We start from the raw sequence: 24482 nt of genomic DNA on the forward strand, positions 1-24482 counted from the left end.
GTCATTGCTTCTGTCTCGTTTGATGCGCAAACCCAGCAGTATGGCAAAATACAACCCCTGAACATGAGAATCGTAAAAGATGGCAATACGGCAATTTTCATTGGGGCCGATCGCTACGATTTGCTTCAGGTGAATGCCGAAGTAGATGAGGAGAAAACGAAATATATCGAATATACGGCCATCAATGGCAACAATGAGGAGTTTACCATTAAAGTGGTGCATGACGGAAATGCCGAGCATCCGGTGATGCGTGATTTTGTGCTTCTCATCAACAATAGCCATATTTATGACTGGACTTATTATTATACCAATGCTCCCGTGAAGGCTGAATAATATCTGATATATAGATGCATTTTCAAGACTTTTATGCCCGTTTCTTGGTATTTTGCAGTAACTTTGCGGGCGTTATATACAAATAGTCAATGATGTTTAACAAAAAGAAAAGATGGCATTGCCTTCCCGGACAACCTCTTACGGAGCTGGACAAGAAGGTGATGTATTGGGAAAGCAAAGGCAAGGAGGTGCCTACACGCCAGCTCATTAAAACGCCGGAACAGATAGAGGGCATCCGCCGGAGCGGAGTCGTCAACACAGGTTGTCTTGATGAAGTGGCCCGCCAGATACACGTAGGTATGAACACTCAGGAGATAGATGATATCTGTATGCAATATTGCAAGGAACATCATGCCATTCCGGCATGTCTCAACTATGAGGGGTATCCGAAGAGCGTTTGTACGAGTATCAATGAGGTGGTGTGCCATGGCATTCCCAAGAAAGAAGATGTTTTACAGGAAGGCGATATTGTAAACGTGGACATGACTACAATCCTTGACGGATATTATGCCGATGCCAGCCGGATGTTTATTGTAGGAGGGAAAACCACTCCCGAGAAAGAACAGTTGGTGAGGGTAGCCAAGGAATGTTTGGAAATAGGCATGGAGGCAGCACAGCCTTACTCGTTTGTGGGTGATATCGGTCATGCCATTGAAAAGCATGCAAAGAAATATGGTTATGGCATTGTGCGCGACCTCTGCGGTCATGGCGTGGGGCTTGATTTTCACGAAGAACCGGATGTGACCCATTACGGTCGCAAGGGTACAGGCATGCTTTTGGTTCCCGGTATGGTGTTTACCATTGAGCCGATGGTTAACATGGGTACATGGCGTGTGTTTATCGATGCTGATGACCCATTTGGCTGGGAAGTGATCACTGAAGACGAAAAGCCTTCTGCACAATGGGAGCATACGCTCGTAATGACTGAACATGGGGTGGAAGTGCTTACGTATTAATGCCAAGATAAAGAAGACTTTTCTGTAGATAACATAAATTAGACAGGCTGTCATGGACAATGATATATATATATTAGGTATTGAGAGCAGTTGCGACGACACATCGGCCGCGGTGCTGAAGAATGGTGTCTTGTTGAGTAACATTACAGCCTCTCAAGACGTTCATCGCGCTTATGGCGGGGTTGTGCCCGAATTGGCTTCGAGAGCGCATCAGCAAAATGTTTTGCCCGTTGTGGATCAGGCTATCCGGAGGGCCGGCATCTCTAAGAACCAGTTGTCGGCCATCGCATTTACCCGGGGGCCCGGACTCATGGGGTCGCTGTTGGTAGGTGTCAGTTTTGCTAAAGGTTTGGCTTGTTCACTCGGCATTCCACTGATAGATGTCAACCACTTGCAGGGGCATGTTATGGCGCATTTTATTAAAGACGCGGATGGTGACAACCATATACCTCCTTTTCCTTTTATTTGTCTGTTGGTCAGTGGTGGCAATTCCCAAATTGTCAAGGTCAACGCCTACAATGATATAGAAGTGTTGGGGCAGACCATCGACGATGCTGCCGGTGAGGCTATTGACAAATGCTCAAAAGTGATGGGTTTGGGCTATCCCGGTGGCCCCATCATCGACAAATTGGCACGGCAGGGAAATCCCCATGCTTATAAGTTCTCGGAACCGAATATTCCCGGTATGGACTATTCTTTCTCCGGACTCAAAACCTCTTTCCTTTACAACCTTCAAAAATGGGTAAAAGAAGAACCTGAATTTATCGAACAGCATAAAGAAGATTTGGCTGCCAGCCTCGAGTTTACCATTGTCGACATATTGATGAAGAAACTTCGATTGGCTGTCAAACAGACTAATATAAAGCATGTGGCGGTAGCAGGCGGTGTATCTGCAAACAATGGTTTGCGAAATGCTTTCCGTGAACATGCTGAAAAATACGGATGGACGATTTACATTCCTAAATTCAGCTACACTACAGACAATGCAGCTATGATTGGTTGTGTGGGAACCTTTAAGTATAAAGACAAGGACTTTGCTACGATCGACATGCCTACTTTCTCAAAAGTAACTTTCATGTAAGCTAATTTTAACCTCAAAAGATATATTCAACGTGGATTTAGAGACAAAAATACTTAGTAAGAGCATACAAGAACTCTTATATAACAGTGATAAGAAGATTGGTACGGCTGAAAGCTGTACGGGTGGTCGCTTGGCTGAAGCCCTCATTGCCGTACCCGGTTCGAGTAATTATTTCAATGGAAGCATCATTGCGTATACCAATGAAGTGAAAGAAAACCTGCTTGGAGTAGACCACCAAGTGCTTGAAGAACAGACGGCTGTCAGTGAGGAGGTTGCCCGCCAAATGGTGCTTGGAGCAATTAAGACTCTTCGTGTGGACTTTGCCGTGGCAGTGACCGGTGTGGCAGGACCTGCCGGAGGAACGCCTGAGAATCCGGTAGGGACGATTTGGATTGGATATGGCTGCAATACAGATGTGCGAACATGGAAACTCTCCGAAGATTTTGGGCGTGACATCAATCTTTCCATCGCTACAAGTAAGGCTCTCCAACTGATGGTCGAATTTCTCAAAGAGCATGAGCCCGATTTGAAGAAATAATCAATAAATGTCTCAAAGAGAGATATTTATGGACTACTGTGCATGAGAGTACAATTATAAGTTGAAAAAATCCTTAAAATAAAACTTTCTTTTTAGAATAATTTTGTTATTCGCAAAAAAGTTTGTAATTTTGCACCCTGTTTGGAATAGGTATCAATTAACGAATTAGAAAATTTTAGATAGCAATGTCGAAAGTTTGTCAGATCACAGGAAAGAAGGCACAAATAGGTTGTAATGTGTCTCACTCAAAGCACCGCACAAAGAGAAGCTTTGATGTAAACCTTTTCAGCAAGAAGTTCTTCTGGGTGGAAGAAAACTGCTGGATTACCCTTAAGATCAGTGCTGCTGGTCTTCGTCTTATTAATAAAATCGGTCTTGACGCTGCTATTAAGCAGGCTGTTGCCAAGGGATACCTGAGTGAAATCAAGGTTATAGCCGAAGCTAACAGTGCTAAAGTGGCAGAGGCATAAACTATAAAGAAGCAAATATCATGGCAAAGAAAGCAAAAGGCAATAGGGTACAGGTTATACTCGAATGCACGGAAATGAAGAATAGTGGACTGCCGGGAACAAGCCGTTACGTGACAACTAAGAATCGTAAGAACACTCCTGAGCGTCTTGAGTTGATGAAATATAATCCCATCTTGAAGAAGATGACTCTTCACAAGGAGATTAAGTAAGCGAAGTGTAGAACAGACTTTTAATTATAATTAAGCGTTATGGCAAAGAAAGCGGTCGCTACCCTCCACGAAGGTTCAACGGATGGTCGCGCTTATACAAAGGTGATTAAAATGGTTAAGAGCCCTAAGACCGGTGCTTATATTTTTGATGAGCAGATGGTTCCCAATGAGGCTGTTAAAGATTTCTTTAAGGACTAAGTCTCCTTAGATATATAATATAAAAAGGTCGTATCCGGCATGGATGCGACCTTTATCATTCTAAATGATAGAGAAGTAACTTATGATTAAGATGTATGTAATGGGGATTTGTGAACAGGTGCTATTTGGTGGGACAATATAATTAAATATTAATTGAGGTCTAAGCGGTCAAAGTGGGCATCGCCGGGTTATTAAGGTAGAGATTGTATTGTCATTCTTCACCAAATATGAAACGTAAATAAGTGCGGTCGTCAAAACCATGATAACCGGGCTTAATACCCTTTGTGGCCAAAAAGTGCTTGATGTTCTGAGGGTCGGAAGTAGCTTGCTTTTGTATGGCCTGCTCGGAAGCTCCCAATGTGGATTTTAGAAAAGGATAGCCATCAGAAGCCAACACAATTTGGAAAGGGAAAGTAGTTGCCCATTCTCTAAGCTTGATGATTGCAACTCCTGCATAATAGATGGGGAAACCGTCTATCACGGTGTAGTTTTTGTTCTGCCCTTCATGCATGGCTGTAATGAGATCGTGTTCTATACATCTTCGGGCTTCGTCAGGACGCATCCCGCCAATGATTAGCCGGGCACGCTTGCGGGCGATGGTTGCTTCGTGTGGTTTTGGGTTCTCAAACAGCTGCCCGTTTATCATGCATTGGCAATCGCCGATGAGCCAGACCTCTTGCCGGCATCGTGAAAAAACTACCACACTGGCAGTAGGACGCAGTTCCGGATGTATGGTGAGGGCATCTATATCCACATTCCGAACTAAATATTCCTGCTGAAAATGCTCCGTCAATCCCTCGCACAGTTCTTTGCAGGAAAGATGAGGGGCCGATGAGTCTACGGATTGCAGATAATCACGAATCAAGATGGCGGCAAGCTGACCGTTGGTGATATCGGGTTGCACCCTGTACTTGGTTTTACTCGTACTGCCGTCCACTACAGCCAAGAAGTTATTTGTCTTTACGATAGCGTCCTCGTTGTGTGCCGGCAGCCCTTTGGCCATTGTGCTTTCTTCTATTATGGTTATCATAAGTAAAGTTCGGATTAAATGATTTCCGCTCTGTCTTTTTGCCTGTAGTGTGATGTTGCTTTTCTATGCTGACAGAATCAGAAAGACTGCCTACAGGCCGGTTGCTGTACACAGTCTCTCGCTTGAATCGAGAACCAACAACACTCTTTCCCTCATATAGTTGTGGGATAAGATCCGCACGGCCTATTCTCCTCAATTCGCGTTCAATATTGTGCCGTTCCTCCGGTTTATACCAAAAGAAAAACTGCCGTTGTGCAAGTTTCTCACGGGGAGTTTTCGCACTGAACACCGGTTCCAGCGTATAAGGGTTGTAGCCGGTGTACCAGGTTTCGGTGGAAATGGTCATAGGGGTAGGAGTGAAGTCTTGAACCTGTTCAAGGTGGAAGTCGAGTTTTTTTGTCTTCACGGCCAATTCAGCCATGTCTTCCTCTTTGCATCCCGGATGACTACTGATGAAGTAGGGGATGATTTGTTGGCGAAGGTTTTCTTCTTTGTTGATGCGGTCAAAGATCTGTTTGAAAGCTCCAAACTGCTCAAATGGAGGTTTACGCATCAAATTGAGTACTGCGCCACTGGTATGCTCGGGAGCCACTTTGAGACGTCCGCTCACATGGCGGGTAATCAGTTCTCGGGTATATTCGCGAGCCGATGCGTTGGCATGTTCGTCTTTTCCTTTATAAAGTAACAGGTCATATCTCACACCGCTTCCTATGAAACTTTTCTTGATGCCCGGCAATCGGTCTACAGCACGATAGATGTCAAGCAAAGCCGTATGGTCGGTATCCAGATTGGGGCATATCTGTGGATTGATGCACGACGGGCGTTTGCAATGTTCACATGCCTTACGATTACGTCCCGCCATGCCATACATATTGGCCGAAGGCCCTCCGAGGTCGGACAGATAGCCTTTGAAATCCGGCATGTGGATGACTTTCTCCACCTCTTTGACAATACTTTCCTTACTTCGGCAAGTGACAAACTTTCCCTGATGAGCGGAAATGGTGCAGAAAGCACATCCGCCGAAACAACCTTGATGGATGTTGACAGAGAACTTGATCATCTCGTAGGCCGGTATTGTTTTGCCCCGATATTTGGGATGTGGCAGCCGGGTGTAAGGGAGGTCGAAAGTGGCATCGAGTTCTTCTGTAGAAAGTGTGGGGTAGGGAGGATTCACCACGGCATACTTCCCATCGACCGCTTGAAGAAGCCGTTGGGCATGGATTTTATTCGATTCCTCTTCGATATGGCGATAGTTTTCCGCTTCCGCTTTTTTATTATGCAGACACTCTTCGTGAGAATGAAGCACAATGTCATCAGCAGTTATACCGCCCGGAATGTCTTCCTCGCGGCTAAGAAATACGGTTTGTGGAATATGGTGTAAGGTTTCGATGCTTGCCCCATTTTCAATACCCTGTGCAACCTCAAGCAGAGATTTTGCCCCCATGCCATAGAGTATCATGTCGGCTCCACTATCACATAGAATGCACTTGCGCAAGCGGTCTTGCCAATAGTCATAATGGGTGAGGCGACGCATTGAGGCTTCAATGCCGCCAAGCAAGACAGGTACATCGGGATAGAGCTGCTTAAGTATCTTGGTATAGACAATGGAGGGATATTCCGGACGACAGTCGTGACGCCCGTCAGGACTGTATTCATCCATAGAACGCAAGCGCCGGTTGGCTGTGTATTTGTTCACCATCGAATCCATGCATCCGGGAGACACGCCAAAGAAAAGGCGGGGACGCCCCAATTTCTTGAAATCGCGGAAATCACCATGCCAGTCTGGTTGAGGCACAATGGCGACACGATAGCCTGCCGCCTCCAAAGAACGACCAATTACGGCTGCTCCAAATGAGGGATGATCAATATAGGCGTCTCCTGAGAAGAGGATAATGTCCAATTCATCCCAACCCCGTAGTTCACACTCTTTTTTGGTGGTGGGAAGAAAATCCGTCAACTGAGGAGCCCTATACTGCATAAGGGATGCTGTTTTGCCTTTACTGCCAATCAATCGCTTACCTCCTGCTCGTCAATTTCTACTTGTTCATGGTGCTTTTCTTTCCATTTGGCAAAAAGCTCGGCCAAATTGTGAAGACCGAAGGCTTTCATATTAGCATTGTAGATAACATCAAGGCACAAGTCAAGTAGATACTTGTCCCCTTTGCCTGATTCTGATTCGAGGAGCGAGCGCACATTCCATTTGAGGCGGTCAAGCACTTCTTCGTCAACAAAACCGTTGCTGTCAAAGAGGTTACGCAGCAGCTGGTACTTTTCTATAGTCTGCAAATGGGCATCAGAGACTTCTATGCTCCGTGTACCCGATTGGTTGGCTTGAATTTTATACATAAAGTCGGATGTTTAAGAGATTATCTGATATGTCTTAAATATTTTTATTTTCTTTTTGATACATGTGCCATTTGTCTTGCGAAGGCAACTAATCAAATAGGTAGGCCATAATGCCACTCATGATGCGTGCTCGCACTGTGGGCTCTTTGATACATTCAAAAGGGAATCCCATCGTGAAGCATCTATAATCTTTGTCCTTGTAGCCGACTGCAGCAGTAGAGCTATTGGAATATTGCATCGCACTTATCGCTACACCCACGGGCCAAAAACTATCCGGATGCGTGGCAGCGTAGTGCCGGCTGTTGAGGGTGTGATAAAAGTCGAAGTCCAAGCCTAATCCGATAATGCGGTCATTTGTTGGGATCGTATTTGTAGGTGCGTATTCAAGATGGAGTACTTCACGGAGGAATCGTTGTTCATCGGGTTGCTTCATGTCGGTGCCGATGTAGCTGCCACTGACCAGCAGCCGTCCGCCCCTGCGGGTATAAGCTGTGAGCAACCGTTGCATGGTGGGAGTGAAAGTCTTATAGGATTGGGATGAGTAACCGTCGTACCGTTCAAGTCCGAGAATGAGATCTACGCCGTCGTAGTTGTCTAATTTCACTTTTCCGCTTATGACAACATCTGCCGAACAGCTCACAACATTGTACCTGCCCGAGGCCGCCAAAGCAGCGGTGTGAGCCACAGGGTAGTTAAAATCATTGCCGGCAATGAACTGTCCCGCCAATTCATCTCCTCCATATCCCAATCCGCCGGGACCTTCGATCCCCATCTTGCGCCTGTCAAAACACTGTTGGCGACCATTCCAACCGGCTGTCAGTCCATAACTCACGCCCGGGTCGGCATCGAAATCAAATCCTTGAAGCGAGTCATTATCTATAACCTGCGGGGCGGCAAGGCGATGGAACCCATTGACTACGAGTATATTGTGGGTAGCCCGTGGCTGGTATATGGCTGAAAGCGTTTCCGTGGGAAAACTCTCGCCACCGCGATTGCACGCTGTGACATAAAAGTTGTATTGCACTCCCGGTTCAAGTGTGAGGTCATACGTTTGTGTACGAATATTCTTACCATTGTCGAATCCGCTTGTTCCAGTAGCCATATACACATTATAAGATTGGGGGGCAGCCCCCGGTTCTTGCGTGTCAGGTTGGGCCGACCATGAGAGACGTGCTTTCCCTTGCCCTTTCATTTCGATGCTGAAGTTGGTTGGCGGGAGCGGTTGTACCGTATAGCGTGCCCCATGGTTGGAGGACACGTATCTTAGTATGGTCTTATAGAGCGAACGTGCGATGGTGAATTTCACATTAGGGTCTTGTGCCATCTTCACATCGGGAAAATTCTGATGGGAGAGTGTTTCGATGATGGCCGACGGAATCTCCGGTACGCGCGTCTCGCTGTAGTTGCGATCCCAAAGATGGCGGTAGGTCCAGCGGTGATACTTGGCACGCATGTCTTGCGTGAGATTTTCAAGCAAGGCAGAGGCAAAATCCTTGGAAGTTAGCCGGCTTATGCCTGCGTTGAGCATCCCGTCGTTGAAGTCGGTCGTGCAAATGGCCAATGAACCGTATATGGACCTTCCGTCTTCTGCATATCCTGCGTCGCTATGCACAGCCAAAGACAGTTCAAGTGGCACATTCCTCCCTCTGCGCGTCGGTGCATAAACACTTCCCCCTGCAAGCCAGTTGGTCATGAAAGAGCGTGTGTTGATGTCGTCAGCATAATCGTTTTTTCCTTTTCGTCCGCCATATATTTCATAAGGAGCACCGGCCCATTGTGCTGCATAGCGTGCACCTTCCAGACACCGCGGCAGTCCGCTGAGGCTTCCCCCACGTTCTATGTTGCCCATTCCGCCGCCAAAACGCACAGCATCGGTGGTGACCACTCCCCGGCGTGAAGCATGGTTGGTGACAATAACCCGATTGTAGATGTTGCATCCCTTGTCGAAATCGAAAGTCCCCAAGTACACCCACGTACCTCCTCCCATGCGTTGGTTGACTGTAAATTCAGTTGCCTGCCCCTTATGCCACACAATGTATTTGGCATCGGGGACACTTTTGTGAAGGGTTTGATAGCTCACATAGACAGCATATCGTCCTGCCTCCGGCAAATTGGGTTGGTAAGACACCTCACTGGTATGTTTCTTCTTACTGGCTTTGGCTTTTCGTGCAGTACCGTTTTTGAAGGGATTTTCACCATCATGATATGTCCCGGTGTGAAAGGCAAAGCCGGCAGAATCTGTTGTTTCCCACTTTTTTCTGTCGACAAATTCTATGTAATAGGGAGCTTTTTGCCTGTCGTCGTTGTCCACTATCACCTCATGTGTCTGCCAGTCTCTTTCGCGAGGGGTAAAGACCGTGGCACCGGCATTCTCAAGCATGGGAATGAGGTAAGGCACAACGATAGTTTGTGTGAAGAGGTCTTCCGTTGTTCCAAAAAGGTTTGGACGCTGCCACACCCATTTACCTTTGTCCGCATCGTAATATCGTCCGTGGCTTGCCCATAAAGCGATGTGTCTGTTGAGCAGCCCTTCTGTAATATTGTTCGGCCGAGAGACGCGATAGACCCACGGATCGTCTTTATACTCTATGCTTCCCCACGCGCGAGTGTTACCGTCTTGATATTGAGCGGTAAGATGCCCTGCAACTGTGAGGGTGATAATCGTTGTTAAAAGCCTGACTTTCAATCTTATATCTTTTATTTTGATAGGTGGAAATGCAACAGGATGTGGGATGCACATTTATGAATATAGACACGTCAAAGTTTCCCTGGAATTTTGCCTCAGCCATTATAATCCTGTACTGAATTTCTCCGGATATTTTCCTTTAAAATTCTTGAAGTAAAGTTTGATTTCCGCCATTTCTTTATCTATATCCCCTGTTGGAACGAAGCTCCGGGTGCATTGTATGAGTTTCCGCTCATAGTCCACACCGTAAAGCAAGATTGGTATTTGCGCTTTTAGCGCGATGTAATAGAAGCCTTTTTTCCAATCAGGGTTTAGCGAACGCGTGCCTTCGGGCGTGATGCACAATCCGAACATCTTGGCTCTGACAGCCGTCTCTGCAAGATTGTCCGTCATGCTCGAGTGTTTGGAGCGCCACACCGGTATTCCTCCCATTTTCCGAAAGATGGGGCCTAAGGGCCAAAAGAACCATTCTTTCTTCATGAGAAAATTACTTTTAATGCCTTCTGCGTGGGCATAAAGTTGTCCTAATACCAGATCCCAATTACTGGTATGTGGTGCCAGGCAGATAATATACTTGTCGGGATGGTTCACGGAAATATCCTTGTGCCATCCCCATTGTTTATATAATATCCAAGAGCAAAGTTGTTGAAGCATGAAAAAACTTGTTAGAAATGATAGATGAAAAGCAAATGAAGCATTTGGGACATCTATTGCAAATTGCCTATCTGGTCGATGATTTCACCCACCTGCTTGTTAAATTCATCAATAAGTGCTCTATAATATTTTTTGGCCGGCATACCCGGTTCGGGATGCGACACGCGATTGATGAAGTCATTATGCACCACAAGAATGGAAGTGAGCAGCGACTCCACATTCTCCTTGTTAGGTGAACCGCCATACAACGAGGCAGCCACGCATTCTGCGAAAAGGTCGCTGCAAATATAATTGATTGAACGCTTTAAATCTCTTTTGTTGGTTGTCATAATCCTACTTCGTTTTTAAATTAAAGTTCTATTATCGTTCAAAGATAAGAAAAATATTGGAAAAGCAAAAATTTATGCGAAAAAAACTTTCAGTGGATTCAATTTCGCCCAAAATCTTTCCTTATTTCGCAGAAAAAAAGTAAATTTGCAATGTTTTTGAAGTTTCAACTTACAACATTTATAAATAGATTATGAAAAAAAGTCGCTTGCAGCGTGAAAGGGCAGAATATCGTCCCAAGCTGCCAAAAGGTCTTCAGGGTGCCGTCAAGGTGAAAGAAGGTGAACCGACGCAGAGCGTTGGCGATCAGGAAGAAATCAAGAAGTTGTTCCCCAACACTTATGGAATGCCGCTGGTGGAGTTTGTTCCCGGCGACAAGGCCAACTCCGGCAAGATGAATGTCGGAGTGATTTTGAGTGGCGGCCAGGCTCCCGGCGGCCACAATGTGATTTGCGGTCTTTTCGATGCCATCAAGCGCTTGAATCCTGACAATCGCCTTTATGGTTTCCTCATGGGGCCTGGCGGACTTGTTGACCACGACTACAAAGAGCTTACTGCCGACATCATTGACGAATACCGTAACACAGGCGGTTTTGACATGATCGGTTCCGGACGTACCAAACTGGAGAAGGAGGAGCAGTTTGAAAAGGGACTCGAAGTGATTCGCCAGCTCGACATCAAGGCCATTGTCATTATCGGTGGCGATGACTCCAATACCAATGCTTGTGTGTTGGCCGAGTATTATGCTGCCAAGAACTATGGCGTGCAGGTGATCGGTTGCCCCAAGACCATCGATGGTGACTTGAAGAATGATCAGATAGAAACTTCTTTCGGTTTTGATACGGCTACCAAAACATACGGCGAACTGATTGGCAATATCGAGCGCGACTGCAATTCGGCCCGTAAATATTGGCATTTTGTGAAACTGATGGGCCGTTCGGCTTCTCACATTGCCTTAGAGTGTGCGCTCCAGTGCCAGCCCAACATTTGCATCATCTCCGAGGAGGTGGAGGCAAAGGATATGACCCTCAACCAGATCATCGAGCAGGTGGCTTCTGCCGTAGCTTATCGTGCAGAGCAAGGCAAGAACTTTGGTGTGGTGCTCATCCCTGAGGGCCTCATCGAGTTTATTCCTGCCATCGGCCGTCTTATTGATGAACTCAACGACTTGCTTGCCGCCCACGGTGCTGAGTATAAAGATCTTGAGGCTGACGCACAGCGCGAATACATCTTGGCTCACCTCTCTGCAGCCAATGCCGAGACCTTTGCCACCCTGCCCGAAGGCGTTGCCCGTCAGCTGTCGCTTGAGCGTGACCCCCACGGCAACGTGCAGGTGTCACTCATCGAGACCGAGAAACTGGTTTCCGATATGGTGGAAGCCAAGCTTGCCGAATGGGCCAAGGAGGGTAAATATGTAGGCAAGTTTGCCGCTATTCACCATTTCTTCGGTTATGAGGGCCGCTGTGCTGCTCCTTCCAATTTCGATGCTGACTATTGTTACGCCCTGGGTACGAGTGCCGCTCAGCTCATCGCCAATGGCAAGACCGGCTACATGGCTGTTGTGAAAAACACTACGGCCACGACGGACGAGTGGAAGGCCGGCGGTGTGCCCATCACGATGATGATGAACATGGAGCGCCGCAATGGTGAAATGAAGCCTGTGATACGCAAGGCGTTGGTTGAACTGGATGGCAAGCCTTTCAAGAAGTTTGTCGAGAAACGCGACGAGTGGGCTAAGGAAACCTGCTTTGTTTATCCCGGCCCGATTCAGTATTGGGGCCCGTCGTCTGTCTGCGACCGCACAACGAGGACCTTGGCCCTTGAGCAGGAGTAAGCGGAAAGGCCAAACCCAATAGACAAATAGAGGTGACAGTTGTCGGCAATTCTTTTTAAGTTTGCCAGTGCTTGTCACCTCTCTTTATTAGTAACACCATGTCCGCTGAGTCCGGTGATAGGGGAGGACGAATGTCGGTCTCTTCCGGTTCTTGGGAGAAAAGGGGGGCGGAATACCTGTATAAGGGTATTTCATTCATATCATATTTATAATAGAAACCGTATGACAAAAACGAAGAGAAAGACAAAAGGGAAAATCTCACCGGCGACTCGGCGGCGAAGGAAGGCCCCAATGCTTCCTCGTCCGCACTTGCCCCGTTTCCTAAGTCGCTTGCCTCGTTGGGCATGGTGGTTGGGGGCAGGGGGCGTCATCGTGTTGTACATTTGGCTTTTCTATTATTTCTTTGTCGGCCCAATGGGCTTCAGATGGCGTGCTCTCTATGGCGATGCCAACTATCCAGACGGTTACGAGATTCGTGGCATCGACATCTCTCACTATCAAGGGGAGATTGACTGGGAGCAGCTGCGCAATGCCATGATCAAGGGATGTCCCGTGCGCTTCATCATCATTAAGTCTACGGAGGGGGCATCGCGCATGGACGAGAACTTTCGGAGCAATTTCTATAATGCCCGCGAATATGGTTTTATTCGCGGAGCCTATCATTTTTGGAGTAACAAGTCTACAGCCCGTCAGCAGGCTTATTATTTTCTTGACAAAGTGCATCTCACTGATGGTGACCTGCCACCTGTACTCGACATAGAACATAAGCCCAAGGATGTGACGGTCGAAGACTTTCAGCGGGATGTGTTGGCATGGCTTCACATCGTGGAAGACCACTATCATGTGAAGCCGATTATTTATACCTATCACAAATTTAAGGAAAACTACCTGAGTGCCCCTGTCTTTGAGGACTATCCTTATTGGATAGCCCACTATTATGTCGATAAAGTGGAGTATAAAGGGCCTTGGAAGTTTTGGCAACACACGGATGCCGGCAAGCTGCCGGGCATCAAGGGATATGTGGACTTCAACATCTACAACGGCAGCTACTACGACCTCAGAAAACTGTGTATCGGTGCCCATGAGGATATCGTCTCCGAAGAGGATGATTCTTGACAGCAGACAGTCCCCTGTTTGAGTTTCTCATTGCTGTTTTCCATTTTGGTTGTAGTGCCTTTCACCCTTTCTTTGTAATAGAAGTTCTTTTCTGTGTTTTCATTTTTGTTCGGGGCCTTTGCACCATCCGTGCAGAGGCTTTGCTCAAAGTGTGCAAGAGCCATGCACGCATCGTGCATGGCCTCCGCACATTTCTCATGGCGAAGAAATACCTTCGTGTTCTATGCCAGTGTCAGGCATCGCCATTCCCTTTCGGCCTTGCGTCCGGTCTCTTTCAGTCCCAGCTGGGCCGCTTTTTCCACAATGGGGCGTATGTCCTGTTCATAGAATCCGGAAAGGATGAGCACGCCTCCGTGTGACAACACGCTCTTGAAAGTCTCCATGTCTTGGAGCAGTGTGTTGCGGTTAATGTTGGCCAAGACCACATCGAAGAGGCCGTTCACATGGTTCAGCACATGGGCGTCGCCATGATAGACTTCAAAATTCTCCACATGGTTGAGTTCTGCATTATGCCGTGTGTTCTCCACGCTCCACTCGTCGATGTCATAGCCCACCACCTCTCGGGCCCCCATCTTGGCGGCAGCTATGCCCAAGATGCCTGTTCCGCATCCACAATCGAGTATTCTTTTTCCGTCGAGATCCATATTGAGCAAAGTGGAAACCATCATTCGGGTTGTCTCATGCGTGCCCGTTCCGAATGCCTGCACGGCATCGATGCCGATTTCGATATGGTCTTCCGACTGGCCGGGATGGAGATCTGAAGCATGCTTCGCGTCGTAGATAATCACCGTATCATCCACTACGATGGGGTCAAATCCGGTAGCTTCCCATGTTTCATTCCAGTTTTTATCCTCCATCTCTTCTGTTTTATATTCGATTTCTGCGGAGGGCAGGGGGAAGTTGGCAAGCCTCTCGTTGAGCGTTTCTTGGTCAAAAAGGTCACGTTGTACATAACCGTCAAGTCCTTCTTCCGTCTCTTCGAAAGACTCAAAACCCGCACCGGCTGCCTCATCGGCCAACAGGTCGCGTGCCGTTTGCAGCTCTTCACCGGCGCACCTGATCTTAAAATGTGCTACAAGATATTTCATACTGATTGTTAAATTTATATTGCAAATATATAAAAAATAGGGAAAAACCTATCATCGTTTAGGGTTTTTCCTTATTTTTGCATCAAAAGAATAAATATTTTTGCATATACAAAGGTGGTTAATACATAAACAAGATACGCAATATGAAGAAAAAACTATTTCTACTCATAGTCCTGTTGGGAGCCATGCCATGGACGCTCATGGCTCAGGACGACGACCTCTACTTTGTACCAAAGAAAGCGGTCGAGAGAAACCATGACTCGCAGCAGCGCGCAGACATGGGCCCTGTGTATCACAGTGGGAGCAATCGCAATGTAGATGAATATAATCGCTATGGACGCTTGAGAAGCACCTATCAAAAGATAGGGACCGACTCGCTCGGCGATGATATCATTATGTTTCAAACCGGACGGGGCATCTATCCCGATTCTTCCTATGTGGACACGCTCTTTGCCGAACGCTATGCACGCAACGATGAGGATTTCGGCTATACGCGTTCCATGAGCCGGTGGGATGACTTCTACGATCCTTGGGTGTATGCCCGTTTCGGCTGGGGGCCATATTGGCGTTACGGCTGGGGTTGGCATAGCGCGTGGAGTCCCTATTACTACTCGAGCTATTGGTATGACCCGTGGTATGATCCGTGGTTTTATGGCTATGGCTGGGGCTACCCTTACTATCGCTACGGCTGGTATTCGCCCTATTATGGCTATGGCTGGGGCTATCCCTATTACGGTTATCCCTATTATGGCGGTGGTTATGTAGCTTACAACGGGCGTGCCCGCACCTCCTATTCTTCTCCCATAAGGTCGGACGGCAGCAGCCGGTTTGTGCAAGGAGGAGACCGTACCAATAGCTACACATCCCGGAGCAGAAGCAACAGGGCGTTTGGCAGTCGTTCCGGTTATGCTGACCCCACTCAGAGTTCAAACTTCCCACGCCAGAGCATTCCTTCCTCTACCCGTTCTTTTGGCAATGGCGGCTCTTCAAGCTATGGCGGGATGCGTGGCAGCGGATTTGGAGGCAGCCACTCCGGAGGCTTCGGAGGTGGCGGAAGCCGTCCAAGTGGCTTTGGCGGTCATCGGTAAGACTGTATAAATGATAGTGGTAACTATAATAAGTAAAAGATGAAAACAAAATATATTTATTTGGCAGCTGCGGTGCTTGTTGCAGTGCCGGCTTTTGCTCAAGAGACTTATCTTGACACGAAACTCGTAGAGAACGACTTGAACGGCACTGCCCGCTATGTGGGAATGGGCGGTGCTATGGAAGCTCTTGGAGCGGATATATCCACCATTTCGACCAATCCTGCGGGCTTGGGACTCTTCCGCAAGTCGCAAGTGACCCTTTCCGGAGGTCTGCTGATGCAGACCGGTGCCAAGAAGAGGTTTGAATATGATGGAGTGACTGGAAATATCGGAGGAAAAAAAGACAATCTTAGTTTTGATCAGGTGGGACTGGTTTGGGCCATTAAAATGGAAAATCATTCCATGCTCAATCTTGCTTTCCAATACAGGAAAAGCCGTAACTTCGACCAGCTCTTGAATGCTTTCGGCAATCTGGGAGGAGCCTCCCAAAGCAAGTTGGCCGCCTTGAAGTATGCCGAAGTGCAGGATCTGAAGAAGCGTGGTTACGCTTCCGATGCCAAGTATATTTGGAATGCAGTTGACGAAAACTTCGCCTCAGCCTTGGGAACAGGAGCTCAGGGATTGAACTATCTTGATGGAAAGAGCTATCTGTTCGGCCAATACCAGAAAGGATATATCGGTGAGTATGATTTCAGTGCAAGCGGTAATATCAACGATAGGGTGTATTTGGGATTGACCGTAGGCATCCATGATGTCAACTATCGCAGCAATAGCTATTACACGGAGAATTACCAACAAGGCTCTTATGGAGAGAGTTGGGAGGAGCTTCGCATGGACGGTACGGGGTATGATGTGAAGTTGGGTGTGATCGTTCGCCCCATAGAGGCATCGCCTTTCCGCATCGGTGGTTATGTGAACAGTCCGATATTCTATGATTTGGATACCCGTGGAACGGCCGACTTGCGCATTACGGATCCCGCATCCTCTGCCGCTCCTAACTATGTGGACAAAAGCAACGGTGCCACCAACGATTTCCGGGTGAATACGCCATGGAAGTTTGGTTTGAGTCTGGGACATACAGTTGGCAATTTCCTGGCTTTTGGGGCCACTTACGAGTTTGCTGATTATAGCCGCATCGACAATCGCTATAAGACCGGGGAAGGCTGGGATTACTACGATGGCTATTACGAGACAAGTGCCAGTGACAAGTTGATGAATGAGCACACCAGACAGACCTTAAAGGGTGTGAGCACCTTGAAGTTGGGACTGGAGTTTAAGCCGGTGAGCGCTTTCGCACTGCGCGTGGGCTACAACTATGTGTCTCCGATGTTTGAGACGAGTGGTTTCCGTGATGCAGCTGTTGCTTCCGATGGTTCACGCACGGCGACATCTACCGACTATACCAACTGGAAGGCTACCAATCGTTTGACTCTAGGCATGGGATATAGCTTCAAGAGTTTCTTTGCCGACTTGGCTTATCAGTATAGTTCGACCAAGGGTGATTTCTATCCTGTCGGCAATCAATATCTTTCTAAAGCCTATAATAATACGGTCACCACACCTGCGGCAACGAATGTCAAGAATGATCGGCACCAACTTCTCATGACATTAGGATATAGGTTCTAATTATAAATACTCATTCGTCTGCCTATATTCGTTCGGACGGATATAGGCAGACGATAATACAATGCTTCTACATTGCTCATGCTGATATCATCCTCCGTTAAATAACGGGGTGAAAATTTTGTATATTCAAATTAAATAAGTAACTTTGCAGCCGATTATCCAAAAAACAACATAAAATAGTTGAATGAAGAATGACAAAATGAAAAATCAGTACCGCGTAAATGAACAAATACGCGTACGTGAAGTGAGAGTGGTGAGCGATGGAGGTTCGGAAGTGATACCTACTCGCAAAGCTCTTGACATGGCTCGGCAGCAAGGCGTTGATCTCGTGGAGATTTCGCCTAACGCGCAACCGCCTGTTTGTCGTCTCATTGACTATTCCAAGTTCCTTTACCAGCAGAAGAAGCATCAGAAAGAGATGAAGCAGAAGCAGGTGAAGGTGGAGATCAAGGAAATCAGATTCGGCCCTCAGACCGACGAGCACGACTATCAGTTTAAGTTGAAGCATGCCCAAGAGTTCCTTAACGAGGGTAACAAGGTGCGTGCTTATGTGTTCTTCCGTGGTAGGAGTATTCTTTTCAAGGAACAAGGCGAGGTGCTCCTCCTTCGATTTGCCAACGATTTGGAAGAATACGGCAAGGTGGAGCAGATGCCAAAACTTGAAGGCAAGAAAATGTTTCTGTATATGGCTCCGAAGAAAACGGGTGTCGTGAAGAAGAGCCAACAGAAGATGGATCGTGAGAGGCGTGAAGCTGAGGCCAAGGCCGCTTCGGAGGTTGAGGCAGAAACAAGGGCGGAGCAAAACGGGCTTTTGGCTAATGCCAAGGGCGGTGAGGCTCTCAAGAAAATACTCGTTGAGGAGTAGGCTTGGAGGGAGTATGACTCCCTTTAGCGTTTTGAATAAAGAAAATGACTGAGTGGTACCGCCGGGTATATGCGTTGCCACCTTTTAATAATAACAATTATAAAATAACAAAAAAATGCCAAAAGTAAAGACTAATTCCAGTGCCAAGAAGAGATTCTCATTTACTGGTACAGGCAAGATTAAGCGTCATCACGCTTTCCACAGTCACATTCTGACTAAGAAAACCAAGAAACAGAAGAGAAATCTGGTTCATGACACACTTGTTGATCGGACTAACCTGAAGCAGGTTCGTGACTTGCTCTGCCTCCGTTAATTATGGACTTTTTAGTCGAACTTTTAAAGAAGAAAAACTATGTCAAGATCAGTTAATCATGTTGCATCAAGAGCAAGAAGAAAACGTATTCTGAAGCTCACTAAGGGTTATTTTGGAGCACGCAAGAATGTTTGGACGGTAGCTAAGAATACTTGGGAGAAGGGTCTCACCTATGCCTACCGCGACCGCCGCAATAAGAAGCGCACTTTCCGCGCTCTGTGGATTCAGCGTATCAATGCTGCTGCCCGTCTCGAGAATATGAGTTATAGCCAGTTGATGGGTGCGCTGCACAAAGCAGGCATCGAAATCAACCGTAAGGTTCTTGCCGACCTTGCAGTCAACAATCCTCAGGCTTTCAAGGCCATTGTTGACAAAGTGAAATAAGCGAATTATTTTGTACACATATATTTAAAGCGTCTGCCTTGCGAAAGGTCAGACGCTTTTGTGTGTTGGATAATGAGGAGGCATTTGCTTCTGTAGACTGTGCCGGACTTGTTGGCGGACTTGTTGGCGGAGAAGACCGCATGTTTAATTAAATGCAATTTATTTTGTCATTATGTAGATATTCCTTATCTTTGTAGGTCAAAATAGATAAACAGATGATTTCAGTAGAAGGATTGAAAGTTGAGTTTGGGGTTAAGCCCTTGTTTACTGATGTTGGCTTTGTTGTCAACGACACCGACCGCATCGCACTGGTGGGGAAAAACGGTGCCGGCAAATCGACCTTGCTCAAAATCCTTTGCGGGCGGCAGAAACCTACAAGTGGCGTGGTTTCAGTGCCTAACGACACGACTATAGGATATTTGCCCCAAGTGATGAATTTGCAGGATGACACCACCGTGCGTGAAGAAACACGGAAAGCTTTTTCTGACACCACGCGGTTGAAGGAACGGCTTGATGATATGCAGCAGCAGATGGCCGAGCGAACCGATTATGACAGTGATGATTATATCCAACTGGTGGAGCGGTTTACGCAGGAACATGAACGTTACATGATGCTTGGTGGCGAGAATTACGAGGCGGAAATAGAACGTACGCTTGTCGGTCTGGGATTCACGCGTGATGACTTGAACCGACCCACCAAGGAGTTTTCGGGTGGTTGGCGTATGCGCATCGAATTGGCTAAAATCCTGCTTCGCAAGCCCGATGTTCTTCTATTGGATGAGCCTACCAACCACCTTGACATCGAGAGCATTCAGTGGTTGGAGCAGTTTCTCGTTCAAAGTGCCAAGGCTGTGGTGTTGGTGAGCCACGACCGTGCCTTCATTAACAATGTGACCAATCGCACATTGGAAATCACCTGCGGACGGGTGGAAGACTATCGGGTGAAATATGACGAGTATGTGGTGCTTCGTAAAGAACGGCGCGAACAGCAACTTCGTGCCTACGAGAATCAGCAGAAAGAAATTGCCGATATGAAGGACTTTATAGAGAAGTTTCGCTACAAGCCCACCAAGGCCGTGCAGGTGCAAAGCCGCATCAAGCAACTGGCTAAGATTGTTCCGATAGAGGTCGATGAGGTGGATAACAGTGCCTTGCGGTTGAAGTTCCCTCCCTGTCTGCGTTCGGGTGACTATCCGGTCATTTGCGACGAAGTGCGTAAGGATTACGGCAATCACACGGTCTTTGATCATGTCACATTCACTATTAAGCGTGGGGAAAAGGTGGCTTTTGTCGGGAAAAACGGTGAGGGAAAGTCTACGCTCGTGAAGTGTATCATGAATGAAATTCCATTTACGGGCAGTCTGAAGATAGGGCACAATGTCCAAATAGGCTATTTTGCCCAAAACCAAGCCCAACTGTTGGATGAGGAACTGACCGTCTTCGACACTATCGACCAAGTGGCTACGGGAGACATGCGTCTGAGAATCAATGACCTACTCGGTGCATTCATGTTTGGTGGCGAGACTTCTGAAAAAAAAGTGAAAGTGCTTTCAGGTGGTGAGCGTAGTCGGCTGGCCATGATTAAATTGCTACTCGAACCGGTCAATCTTCTCATTCTCGATGAGCCAACCAACCACCTTGATATGCCCTCTAAGGATGTGCTCAAAGAGGCTATCAAAGTTTTCGACGGCACGGCTATCATCGTGAGCCACGACCGTGAGTTCCTTGATGGGCTGGTCGATAAGGTGTATGAGTTTGGTGGAGGCCGTGTCAAAGAACATCTTGGCGGAATTTATGATTATCTCCGTTCCCACGATGCCGATACGATCCACGCTGCATTGTCTGCCAATGCACATACGCCCGACAAGACCGTCATCCCCTCGGAAGTGAAAGAGGGGAATGGTAAGCAGAACTATGCCGAACATAAAGAACAACAGAAGAAAATAAGGAAGGCAGAGCGCGCGGTGAAAGAGACAGAAGATAAGGTTGCCCGATTGGAAATCCGGAAAACTGAACTCGACAAGTTGTTGGCCAAGCCCGATAATGCAGCCAATATGGATTTGATAGCCGAATACACGGATATTATGCAGCAACTTGACAAGGAGAACGAGCGATGGATGGTATTGTCCGAGGAGCTTGAAAAGATACAAGAATAAATAAATATACGTTTTAAAAAGTCAAACAGCTTATGAACATGAAGACTATTATTCCGATGATGGCCATCGCTGCCATGCCACTTACCGGTATGGCACAGAGTGGCAGCAAGTCGGGGCTTGTGGAGAAGAATCTCGACAAGACTGTTCGTCCTCAAGATGATTTCTACCGGTTTGCTACCGGCGGTTGGCAGAAGAACAATCCTCTGCCCCCTGCTTACAGCCGTTTCGGTAGTTTCGATCAACTTCAGGAAGACAACAACAAGCGCATCAACTCTATTCTTAAAGAGTTGCAAAGCAAGAAATTTCCTAAGGGTACTGTGGAGCAAAAACTCAGTGACTTCTACAAGTTGGCTATGGATTCTGTACGCCGTAACAAGGAAGGCATCGCGCCCGTCAAGGCTTTGCTTGACGAGATGGAAGCAGCTACGACCAAGGAAGCCTTGCAAAAACTCCAACTCAAGTATGCAAGCATGGGATATGGCGTGGCTTTCGGAAGTTATTTCGGAGCCGACGAGAAGAATGCTTCGATGAACATTCTGAATATCGGACAGGGAGGTCTGACGCTCGGCCAGAAGGACTACTATGTGAACAACGATGCTGCCACCGTAGCCATTCGTGAAGCATTCAAGCGTCACATAGCACGTATGTTCAAACTCTATGGATTCAGTGACGCTCAAGCTGCCGCTAAGAGTGAGGCTGTGTTTCGCAATGAGACCTTGTTGGCTCTTGTATCAAAGAGTATGACCGAATTGCGCGACCCGCAGGCTAATTACAACAAGATGACCCTCAAAGAATTTGAGGCCAACTATCCCAATATTCCACTTGCGGCTTTGTCTGAAGCCGAAGGCGTAAAGCATGACTACATCCAGGAACTGGTTGTTGGTCAACCACAGTTTATGACCGGTCTGGACAAAATTTCCGCTCTTGCATCGGCTGATGAATTGAGGGCCGCCATGGAGTGGGATGTTATTATGAATTCTGCCGGCTATCTGACCGATGAAATTCGGGAAGCCAATTTCGACTTTTTCGGGAAAACCATGAGTGGCCGTCAGCAAGACTACCCTCTCTGGAAGCGTGCCACCAATCAGGTGGAGGCGCAGATGGGCGAAGCTCTCGGGCGGATGTATGCTAAAAAGTTCTTCCCCGAATCGTCCAAGAAGATCATGCTTGATTTGGTGAAGAATTTGCAGCTCAGTCTTGGTGAGCGCATTGATGCTCAAACTTGGATGAGCGACACGACAAAGGCTGCCGCCCATGTCAAGCTCGACAGATTTTATGTGAAGATAGGCTATCCCGACAAGTGGAAAGACTACTCCAAGCTCTCCATCGATCCGGCTAAAAGCTTTTATGAAAACGTGTTGGCCTGCCGGCAGTTTGCTCACGACAAGCACATTGAAGAGAAAGCAGGTAAACCCGTTGACCGTGACGAGTGGCACATGACTCCGCAAACGGTCAATGCTTACTACAATCCTACTACCAACGAGATTTGCTTCCCCGCCGGTATCTTGCAATATCCGTTCTTTGCCCCCAAAGCCGATGAGGCCTTCAACTATGGAGCTATCGGTGTAGTGATCGGGCATGAAATGACCCACGGATTTGATGACCAAGGCCGCCAGTATGATGCCGACGGCAACATGAAAGACTGGTGGACTGCCTCTGACGCCAAGGGATTCAACGAGCGTGCCGACCTCTATGCCAACTTCTTCTCCAATATCAAGGTGCTTCCCGATCTCAATGCCAACGGTCGTTTCACACTGGGTGAGAACCTTGCCGACCACGGAGGTTTGCAAGTGGCATTCAATGCTTTCAAGCATGCTACAGCCAAGAAGCCTCTGAAAGTGAAAGACGGTTTCACTCCCGACCAGCGCTTCTTCATAGCCTATGCAGGCGTGTGGGGGCAGAATATCACTGAAAAGGAAATCCGCAATCGCGTGAAGCGCGATCCCCATGCGTTGGGCAAGTGGCGTGTCAATGGTGCTCTGCCGCATATTGATGCTTGGTATGAGGCTTTTGGAGTGAAAGAGGGTGACAAACTCTTCATTCCCAAAAGCGAGCGACTCCAGCTTTGGTGATTTTGTCTAAACAATATTTAAAAAATAAAGGGTGCCGAATCTATTTCGACACCCTTTTTACTTTTTCTCACCAAAAAACAGTAACTTTGCACAAATGCCCTTTGTTTTGGGGGGCGAACAAACCGAATTTATTTTTCCAACATTAGTTTCCGATTCACGAAATGCCGTTAAGATTACCCGATAGACTCCCTGCAATAGAGATTCTCAAGAAAGAGAATATATTCGTTATGGATGAGACGCGCGCACATAGTCAGGAAATCCGCCCTTTGAAAATTGTCATCCTCAATCTCATGCCGCTTAAGATAACGACGGAAACCGATTTGGTCAGATTACTGTCTAACACGCCGTTGCAGATGGAGATCTACTTTATGAAACTCAATAGCCACACGCCCAAGAATACCCCCGTAGAGCACATGTTGGCTTTCTATCGTGATTCGCAAGAGTTGATGAGGCAGAAGTTTGACGGCATGATAGTGACTGGTGCTCCTGTGGAAACTGTACCATACGAAAATGTTGACTATTGGCGGGAAATCAACAGCATCTTCGACTGGGCACGCACCAATGTGCAGAGCACCCTCTATTTGTGTTGGGGAGCCATGGCCGCACTCTATCATTTCTACGGGGTGCCCAAACACCTGTTGGAAAAGAAAAAATTTGGCGTTTTCTCCACTCTTCCCATCAATCCTCAGTTGCCTATTTTCCGAGGCTTTGACGATGTTTTCTCCATGCCCCATAGCCGTCATACAGAGGTGCGTCGCGAAGATATTGAGCGTGTGAACGGCCTTGAAATTATAGCCGAATCGCCCGAAGCCGGTGTGAGTATCGTCACTTCGCGTGGCGGACGGGAATTTTACATACTCGGGCATCTGGAATATGCGGCCAGTACACTCGACATAGAGTACAAACGCGACTTGGGAAAGCGCAACGATGTGGAAATGCCGGAACACTATTACACTCACGACAACCCTACGGAAAGACCGCAAGTGACTTGGCGTTCGGCAGCCAATCTTTTTTACAGCAACTGGATAGACTATTATGTTTATCAGGAGACTCCTTATAATATTAATGACATTAAATAATAGGCAGGCAACTATTGCTGCATGGTGACATAT

The 24482-nt window shown here is 47.3% G+C and carries 24 protein-coding genes; 17 read left to right on the forward strand and 7 right to left on the reverse strand.

What is annotated here, in order from left to right:
- Positions 1–63 precede the first annotated feature (63 nt).
- The 7 genes from HMPREF6485_RS14360 (at position 64) to HMPREF6485_RS13620 (ending at position 3785) form a co-directional block, all read left to right on the forward strand.
- On the forward strand, positions 64–333 hold the full coding sequence (locus tag HMPREF6485_RS14360; protein ID WP_239664077.1) for a hypothetical protein: 270 nt from the start codon (positions 64–66) through the stop codon (positions 331–333).
- A gap of 89 nt (positions 334–422) precedes the next feature.
- The gene (gene map, locus HMPREF6485_RS07900) at positions 423–1289 is read left to right on the forward strand and encodes a type I methionyl aminopeptidase (RefSeq protein ID WP_004345850.1); all 867 of its coding nucleotides are present in this window, start codon (positions 423–425) and stop codon (positions 1287–1289) included.
- Positions 1290–1341: 52 nt separating this feature from the next.
- Entirely contained in the window at positions 1342–2370 is a 1029-nt protein-coding gene (gene tsaD, locus HMPREF6485_RS07905; protein WP_004345851.1) for a tRNA (adenosine(37)-N6)-threonylcarbamoyltransferase complex transferase subunit TsaD, read from the forward strand.
- Between the two features lie 31 nt (positions 2371–2401).
- Positions 2402–2908, forward strand: a complete 507-nt coding sequence (locus HMPREF6485_RS07910) for a CinA family protein (protein ID WP_004340639.1) — start codon at positions 2402–2404, stop codon at positions 2906–2908.
- Positions 2909–3093: 185 nt separating this feature from the next.
- Complete coding sequence (gene rpmB, locus HMPREF6485_RS07915) at positions 3094–3378, forward strand: 50S ribosomal protein L28 (protein ID WP_004340642.1); 285 nt, start codon at positions 3094–3096, stop codon at positions 3376–3378.
- Positions 3379–3398: 20 nt separating this feature from the next.
- Positions 3399–3587, forward strand: coding sequence for a 50S ribosomal protein L33 (gene rpmG / locus HMPREF6485_RS07920; protein ID WP_004340645.1), 189 nt, complete (start codon positions 3399–3401; stop codon positions 3585–3587).
- Between the two features lie 39 nt (positions 3588–3626).
- Positions 3627–3785, forward strand: coding sequence for a DUF4295 domain-containing protein (locus HMPREF6485_RS13620; RefSeq protein WP_004340647.1), 159 nt, complete (start codon positions 3627–3629; stop codon positions 3783–3785).
- A gap of 211 nt (positions 3786–3996) precedes the next feature.
- On the opposite strand, the gene HMPREF6485_RS07925 is transcribed toward HMPREF6485_RS13620, so the two are convergent.
- The 6 genes from HMPREF6485_RS07925 to HMPREF6485_RS07950 form a co-directional block, all read right to left on the reverse strand.
- Positions 3997–4788, reverse strand: coding sequence for a hypothetical protein (locus HMPREF6485_RS07925; protein WP_004345852.1), 792 nt, complete (start codon positions 4786–4788; stop codon positions 3997–3999).
- On the reverse strand, positions 4736–6793 hold the full coding sequence (locus HMPREF6485_RS07930) for a YgiQ family radical SAM protein (RefSeq protein ID WP_004345854.1): 2058 nt from the start codon (positions 6791–6793) through the stop codon (positions 4736–4738). Before HMPREF6485_RS07930 ends, HMPREF6485_RS07925 begins: the two co-directional genes overlap by 53 nt.
- A gap of 29 nt (positions 6794–6822) precedes the next feature.
- Positions 6823–7161: a hypothetical protein gene (locus HMPREF6485_RS07935; protein WP_004340651.1), complete on the reverse strand. Its 339-nt coding sequence runs from the start codon at positions 7159–7161 to the stop codon at positions 6823–6825.
- A gap of 88 nt (positions 7162–7249) precedes the next feature.
- Complete coding sequence (locus HMPREF6485_RS07940; protein ID WP_155814401.1) at positions 7250–9847, reverse strand: golvesin C-terminal-like domain-containing protein; 2598 nt, start codon at positions 9845–9847, stop codon at positions 7250–7252.
- A gap of 102 nt (positions 9848–9949) precedes the next feature.
- Positions 9950–10501 carry a 1-acyl-sn-glycerol-3-phosphate acyltransferase gene (locus HMPREF6485_RS07945; protein WP_004345856.1) on the reverse strand — a complete coding sequence of 184 codons (552 nt, stop codon included), beginning with the start codon at positions 10499–10501 and terminating at the stop codon, positions 9950–9952.
- A 53-nt stretch (positions 10502–10554) separates the two neighbouring features.
- Complete coding sequence (locus HMPREF6485_RS07950; RefSeq protein WP_004340654.1) at positions 10555–10830, reverse strand: hypothetical protein; 276 nt, start codon at positions 10828–10830, stop codon at positions 10555–10557.
- A 191-nt stretch (positions 10831–11021) separates the two neighbouring features.
- On the opposite strand from HMPREF6485_RS07950, the gene HMPREF6485_RS07955 reads away from it, so the two are divergent.
- Together HMPREF6485_RS07955 and HMPREF6485_RS07960 are read left to right on the forward strand one after the other, a co-directional pair.
- Positions 11022–12662 carry a diphosphate--fructose-6-phosphate 1-phosphotransferase gene (locus HMPREF6485_RS07955; RefSeq protein ID WP_004345857.1) on the forward strand — a complete coding sequence of 547 codons (1641 nt, stop codon included), beginning with the start codon at positions 11022–11024 and terminating at the stop codon, positions 12660–12662.
- Between the two features lie 222 nt (positions 12663–12884).
- Complete coding sequence (locus HMPREF6485_RS07960) at positions 12885–13778, forward strand: glycoside hydrolase family 25 protein (RefSeq protein ID WP_044125957.1); 894 nt, start codon at positions 12885–12887, stop codon at positions 13776–13778.
- Between the two features lie 221 nt (positions 13779–13999).
- Here HMPREF6485_RS07960 and prmA read toward each other — a convergent pair whose 3' ends face one another.
- A complete protein-coding gene (prmA, locus tag HMPREF6485_RS07965; protein WP_004345862.1) occupies positions 14000–14866 on the reverse strand; it encodes a 50S ribosomal protein L11 methyltransferase in 867 nt (288 codons plus the stop codon).
- Positions 14867–15009: 143 nt separating this feature from the next.
- On the opposite strand from prmA, the gene HMPREF6485_RS07970 reads away from it, so the two are divergent.
- The 8 genes from HMPREF6485_RS07970 to HMPREF6485_RS08005 all read left to right on the forward strand — a co-directional run bounded on the left by HMPREF6485_RS07970 (position 15010) and on the right by HMPREF6485_RS08005 (position 24449).
- Positions 15010–15954, forward strand: a complete 945-nt coding sequence (locus HMPREF6485_RS07970) for a hypothetical protein (protein ID WP_004345863.1) — start codon at positions 15010–15012, stop codon at positions 15952–15954.
- A 39-nt stretch (positions 15955–15993) separates the two neighbouring features.
- Entirely contained in the window at positions 15994–17580 is a 1587-nt protein-coding gene (locus HMPREF6485_RS07975) for an OmpP1/FadL family transporter (protein WP_004345865.1), read from the forward strand.
- Positions 17581–17764: 184 nt separating this feature from the next.
- Entirely contained in the window at positions 17765–18445 is a 681-nt protein-coding gene (gene infC / locus HMPREF6485_RS07980; RefSeq protein WP_004345866.1) for a translation initiation factor IF-3, read from the forward strand.
- A gap of 115 nt (positions 18446–18560) precedes the next feature.
- Positions 18561–18758 carry a 50S ribosomal protein L35 gene (gene rpmI / locus HMPREF6485_RS07985; protein WP_004340666.1) on the forward strand — a complete coding sequence of 66 codons (198 nt, stop codon included), beginning with the start codon at positions 18561–18563 and terminating at the stop codon, positions 18756–18758.
- A gap of 39 nt (positions 18759–18797) precedes the next feature.
- Complete coding sequence (gene rplT, locus HMPREF6485_RS07990; protein WP_004345867.1) at positions 18798–19142, forward strand: 50S ribosomal protein L20; 345 nt, start codon at positions 18798–18800, stop codon at positions 19140–19142.
- A gap of 215 nt (positions 19143–19357) precedes the next feature.
- On the forward strand, positions 19358–21298 hold the full coding sequence (locus HMPREF6485_RS07995; protein ID WP_004345868.1) for an ABC-F family ATP-binding cassette domain-containing protein: 1941 nt from the start codon (positions 19358–19360) through the stop codon (positions 21296–21298).
- A 32-nt stretch (positions 21299–21330) separates the two neighbouring features.
- Positions 21331–23370, forward strand: coding sequence for a M13 family metallopeptidase (locus tag HMPREF6485_RS08000; RefSeq protein ID WP_004345869.1), 2040 nt, complete (start codon positions 21331–21333; stop codon positions 23368–23370).
- A gap of 161 nt (positions 23371–23531) precedes the next feature.
- Positions 23532–24449: a homoserine O-succinyltransferase gene (locus HMPREF6485_RS08005; RefSeq protein ID WP_004345870.1), complete on the forward strand. Its 918-nt coding sequence runs from the start codon at positions 23532–23534 to the stop codon at positions 24447–24449.
- Positions 24450–24482 lie beyond the last annotated feature (33 nt).

The sequence above is a fragment of the Segatella buccae ATCC 33574 genome, assembly GCF_000184945.1.
Taxonomy (GTDB): Bacteria; Bacteroidota; Bacteroidia; order Bacteroidales; family Bacteroidaceae; genus Prevotella; species Prevotella buccae.

Excerpts from the sequence above, each read along its gene's own strand:
- HMPREF6485_RS14360 (WP_239664077.1), top strand. The coding sequence starts at position 64 with ATGAGAATCGTAAAAGATGGCAATACGGCAATTTTCATTGGGGCCGAT.
- map (WP_004345850.1), top strand. The coding sequence starts at position 423 with ATGATGTTTAACAAAAAGAAAAGATGGCATTGCCTTCCCGGACAACCT.
- tsaD (WP_004345851.1), top strand. The coding sequence starts at position 1,342 with ATGGACAATGATATATATATATTAGGTATTGAGAGCAGTTGCGACGAC.
- rpmB (WP_004340642.1), top strand. The coding sequence starts at position 3,094 with ATGTCGAAAGTTTGTCAGATCACAGGAAAGAAGGCACAAATAGGTTGT.
- rpmG (WP_004340645.1), top strand. The coding sequence starts at position 3,399 with ATGGCAAAGAAAGCAAAAGGCAATAGGGTACAGGTTATACTCGAATGC.
- HMPREF6485_RS13620 (WP_004340647.1), top strand. The coding sequence starts at position 3,627 with ATGGCAAAGAAAGCGGTCGCTACCCTCCACGAAGGTTCAACGGATGGT.
- HMPREF6485_RS07925 (WP_004345852.1), bottom strand. The coding sequence starts at position 4,788 with ATGGCCAAAGGGCTGCCGGCACACAACGAGGACGCTATCGTAAAGACA.
- HMPREF6485_RS07930 (WP_004345854.1), bottom strand. The coding sequence starts at position 6,793 with ATGCAGTATAGGGCTCCTCAGTTGACGGATTTTCTTCCCACCACCAAA.
- HMPREF6485_RS07935 (WP_004340651.1), bottom strand. The coding sequence starts at position 7,161 with ATGTATAAAATTCAAGCCAACCAATCGGGTACACGGAGCATAGAAGTC.
- HMPREF6485_RS07945 (WP_004345856.1), bottom strand. The coding sequence starts at position 10,501 with ATGCTTCAACAACTTTGCTCTTGGATATTATATAAACAATGGGGATGG.
- HMPREF6485_RS07950 (WP_004340654.1), bottom strand. The coding sequence starts at position 10,830 with ATGACAACCAACAAAAGAGATTTAAAGCGTTCAATCAATTATATTTGC.
- HMPREF6485_RS07955 (WP_004345857.1), top strand. The coding sequence starts at position 11,022 with ATGAAAAAAAGTCGCTTGCAGCGTGAAAGGGCAGAATATCGTCCCAAG.
- HMPREF6485_RS07960 (WP_044125957.1), top strand. The coding sequence starts at position 12,885 with ATGACAAAAACGAAGAGAAAGACAAAAGGGAAAATCTCACCGGCGACT.
- prmA (WP_004345862.1), bottom strand. The coding sequence starts at position 14,866 with ATGAAATATCTTGTAGCACATTTTAAGATCAGGTGCGCCGGTGAAGAG.
- HMPREF6485_RS07970 (WP_004345863.1), top strand. The coding sequence starts at position 15,010 with ATGAAGAAAAAACTATTTCTACTCATAGTCCTGTTGGGAGCCATGCCA.
- HMPREF6485_RS07975 (WP_004345865.1), top strand. The coding sequence starts at position 15,994 with ATGAAAACAAAATATATTTATTTGGCAGCTGCGGTGCTTGTTGCAGTG.
- infC (WP_004345866.1), top strand. The coding sequence starts at position 17,765 with ATGAAGAATGACAAAATGAAAAATCAGTACCGCGTAAATGAACAAATA.
- rpmI (WP_004340666.1), top strand. The coding sequence starts at position 18,561 with ATGCCAAAAGTAAAGACTAATTCCAGTGCCAAGAAGAGATTCTCATTT.
- rplT (WP_004345867.1), top strand. The coding sequence starts at position 18,798 with ATGTCAAGATCAGTTAATCATGTTGCATCAAGAGCAAGAAGAAAACGT.
- HMPREF6485_RS07995 (WP_004345868.1), top strand. The coding sequence starts at position 19,358 with ATGATTTCAGTAGAAGGATTGAAAGTTGAGTTTGGGGTTAAGCCCTTG.
- HMPREF6485_RS08000 (WP_004345869.1), top strand. The coding sequence starts at position 21,331 with ATGAACATGAAGACTATTATTCCGATGATGGCCATCGCTGCCATGCCA.
- HMPREF6485_RS08005 (WP_004345870.1), top strand. The coding sequence starts at position 23,532 with ATGCCGTTAAGATTACCCGATAGACTCCCTGCAATAGAGATTCTCAAG.